The sequence below is a fragment of the Escherichia sp. MOD1-EC5189 genome (assembly GCF_002966045.1).
GTDB lineage: Bacteria > Pseudomonadota > Gammaproteobacteria > Enterobacterales > Enterobacteriaceae > Escherichia > Escherichia coli_F.
In genome coordinates, this window is record NZ_PTRX01000068.1 from 1 (window position 1) to 3,523 (window position 3,523).

The following is a 3,523-nucleotide window of genomic DNA, read 5'->3' on the forward strand; positions in this document are numbered from 1 at the left end:
CTTCAATACGGTACAGCTGCATATCGCCAACATCACGACGTTCACGACGCGGACGATCTTCACGGTCGCCACGCGGGCCACGGTCGTTACGATCGCGCGGACCACGGTCATCACGGTCACGGAATTCACGTTTCGGACGCATCGGCGCATCTGGCGGCACGATCAGAGTACGTTCACCCTGTGCCATTTTCAGCAGTGCGGCTGCCAGAGTTTCGAGATCCAGCTCTTCACCTTCTGCAGTCGGCTGAATTTTGCTCAGCAGTGCACGGTATTGATCCAGATCGCTGCTTTCCAGCTGCTGCTGTACTTTAGCGGCGAATTTTTCCAGACGGCGTTTGCCCAGCAGCTCTGCGTTCGGCAGTTCTACTTCCGGAATGGTCAGCTTCATAGTGCGTTCAATGTTGCGCAGCAGACGACGCTCGCGGTTCTCAACGAACAGCAGCGCACGACCAGCACGCCCCGCACGGCCGGTACGACCAATACGGTGAACGTAAGACTCAGAATCCATCGGGATATCGTAGTTAACTACCAGGCTGATACGCTCAACGTCCAGGCCACGGGCCGCAACGTCGGTCGCAATCAGGATATCCAGACGACCATCTTTCAGGCGTTCCAGCGTCTGCTCACGCAGCGCCTGGTTCATGTCACCGTTCAGTGCAGCGCTGTTGTAGCCGTTACGCTCAAGAGCTTCTGCCACTTCCAAAGTCGCGTTTTTAGTACGAACGAAGATAATCGCCGCATCAAAATCTTCCGCTTCCAGGAAACGTACCAGTGCTTCGTTTTTACGCATCCCCCACACAGTCCAGTAGCTCTGGCTGATGTCAGGACGGGTAGTCACGCTGGACTGAATGCGCACTTCCTGCGGCTCTTTCATAAAGCGGCGGGTAATACGACGAATCGCTTCCGGCATAGTTGCAGAGAACAGAGCGGTCTGATGACCTTCCGGGATCTGCGCCATAATGGTTTCAACGTCTTCGATGAAGCCCATGCGCAGCATTTCGTCAGCTTCATCCAGAACCAGACCGCTCAGTTTAGAGAGGTCCAGAGTGCCACGTTTCAGGTGGTCCAGCAGACGGCCAGGAGTACCGACAACGATCTGCGGCCCCTGACGCAGGGCGCGTAATTGCACGTCATAACGCTGGCCGCCGTACAGGGCAACCACGTTTACGCCGCGCATGTGTTTAGAGAAATCCGTCATTGCCTCAGCAACCTGTACCGCCAGTTCGCGGGTCGGTGCCAGCACCAGAATCTGTGGTGCTTTCAGCTCAGGATCAAGATTTTGCAGCAGAGGTAAAGAGAATGCTGCAGTTTTTCCGCTCCCCGTCTGGGCCATACCCAGAACGTCGCGGCCATTCAGCAGATGTGGAATACACTCTGCCTGAATTGGAGATGGTTTTTCGTAACCCAGATCGTTAAGGGCTTCAAGGATAGGAGCCTTCAGGCCCAGATCTGCAAAAGTGGTTTCGAATTCAGCCATGTAGTACGTGTGCCTCAAAATTAATGGCGGCCAGTCTACATAACTCATCATGAAATTGATCAGCAATTTTCATTGAAAAGTGTGAACCGGCTCAAAGTAGGTGTATTAACGAACAACAACGCCCTCACCCGTTAAGGTGATGGCAATCAAAAAAGATTACGGGCTGATGTGTACGTCAGCTATTGCTGGTCCGATTCTGCCAGGTCATCTTGGTCCTGGCCCAGGAGCGATAATTCCAACAATGCGTATCGGTGCTCAACAAAGTTATGAACGTTGTTGGCAACCGCCAGTTTGAACAGTGCCGTGGCGCTGTCCAAATCCCCCAGACTTAGGTAGTACTTACCTAAATAGAAGTTGGTTTCACTGAGATGCTCAGCGAGCGAGGTGTTATCCGTTGCGTCCGCCTTGAGCCTTTCCATTAACGTTTGTTCGCTAATGTTGCCCAGGTAGAACTCGACAATGTTCCATCCCCACTGCTCCTTATCCGATTTTTCGAAGTGCTGTTTTAACACTTCTTTAGCCTGCTTCTCATCGAGCTTCTGCTCGGCGAGATAAAGCCACAGACTACGAAAAGGATCATTGGGATCGTCTTGATAAAACGCCAGCAGATCATCTTGCGCTAACTTGTCACGACCGCCGTAATATAATGCGATCCCGCGATTCAAGTGCGCGTAGTTGTAAGTTGGATCAAGCTCAAGTACAGAATCAAACGCTTCATAGGCAGCATCAAAATTGCCTGCCTGCGTTAAATATATGCCTAAGTAATTGAATACTTCAGGCATATCCGGTCGGATTGCCAGCGCTTGCGAAAAATCGTTACGCGCTAATGCCCTCAGACCGAGACTATCATACAACACTCCGCGCTCATATAAAAGCTGTGCGCGTTCGTCATCGGTTAAAGCCCGACTGGCAAGGATTTGTTCCATACGTGCCAGAATCACTTCCTGCTGCAAAGTCGGTTGCAATGGTACCGCGAGGACTTCACTTTTACGCCAGGAAGTATTACTGCATCCTGCAAGCGTAAGTGCTGTCGCAACGAAACACCAGCGCAAAAAAGGCTTCATTTCCCACTCCCGAAGACCACGGTTGAATGAACGTCCTGTTCCCGGTTGCTAACAAGGCGTCCTGCCCGGTTAAAAGCCCCCCGCCGCAGCGGAGGGCAAATGGCAACCTTACTCGCCCTGTTCAGCAGCCGGAGCTTCCGGTGCTGCAGCAGGTTGAGACTGCTCAGTCGCTTCTTTAATGCTCAGACGGATACGGCCCTGGCGATCGACTTCCAGAACTTTCACCGGTACTTCCTGACCCATCTGCAGGTAGTCGGTCACTTTCTCAACACGCTTGTCGGCGATTTGAGAGATGTGGACCAGACCTTCTTTACCGCCGCCGATGGCAACAAACGCGCCAAAGTCAACGATACGGGTCACTTTACCATTGTAGACGCGACCCACTTCGATTTCTGCGGTGATTTCTTCGATACGACGAATAGCGTGTTTCGCTTTCTCGCCGTCGGTCGCTGCGATCTTCACAGTACCGTCATCTTCGATTTCGATGGTGGTGCCAGTTTCTTCGGTCAGGGCACGGATAACAGAACCGCCTTTACCGATAACGTCTTTGATCTTGTCCGGATTGATCTTGATGGTATGGATACGCGGTGCAAACTCAGAGATATCACCACGCGGCGCGTTGATCGCCTGCTCCATGACGCCCAGGATATGCAGACGCGCACCTTTAGCTTGATTCAGCGCAACCTGCATGATCTCTTTGGTGATACCTTCAATTTTGATATCCATCTGCAGTGCAGAGATACCGTCGCGGGAACCCGCAACTTTGAAGTCCATATCGCCCAGGTGATCTTCGTCGCCCAAAATGTCAGACAGTACAACGTAGTTGTCGCCTTCTTTCACCAGACCCATTGCGATACCCGCAACAGCAGCTTTGATTGGCACACCTGCGTCCATCAGCGCCAGAGACGCACCGCACACGGAAGCCATAGAAGAAGAACCGTTGGATTCGGTAATTTCAGACACTACACGTACGGTGTACGGG

Annotated in this window: 4 protein-coding genes; all 4 read right to left on the reverse strand. The window is 52.4% G+C overall.

Features of this window, described 5'->3' with window-relative positions; all coding sequences use genetic code 11:
• A partial coding sequence (deaD, locus tag ATB02_RS25295) for an ATP-dependent RNA helicase DeaD (protein ID WP_105272388.1) occupies window positions 1-1,477 on the reverse strand: 1,477 nt, incomplete at its 3' end.
• Window positions 1,470-1,550, reverse strand: a complete 81-nt coding sequence (gene yrbN / locus ATB02_RS25300; protein ID WP_010723222.1) for a protein YrbN — start codon at window positions 1,548-1,550, stop codon at window positions 1,470-1,472. The genes yrbN and deaD, both read right to left, overlap by 8 nt.
• Window positions 1,551-1,656: 106 nt before the next feature.
• The gene (gene nlpI, locus ATB02_RS25305) at window positions 1,657-2,541 is read right to left on the reverse strand and encodes a lipoprotein NlpI (RefSeq protein WP_000802080.1); all 885 of its coding nucleotides are present in this window, start codon (window positions 2,539-2,541) and stop codon (window positions 1,657-1,659) included.
• A 108-nt stretch (window positions 2,542-2,649) separates the two neighbouring features.
• Window positions 2,650-3,523 (reverse strand): S1 RNA-binding domain-containing protein (locus ATB02_RS25310; RefSeq protein WP_123059869.1); only part of this gene is annotated, 874 nt, incomplete at its 5' end.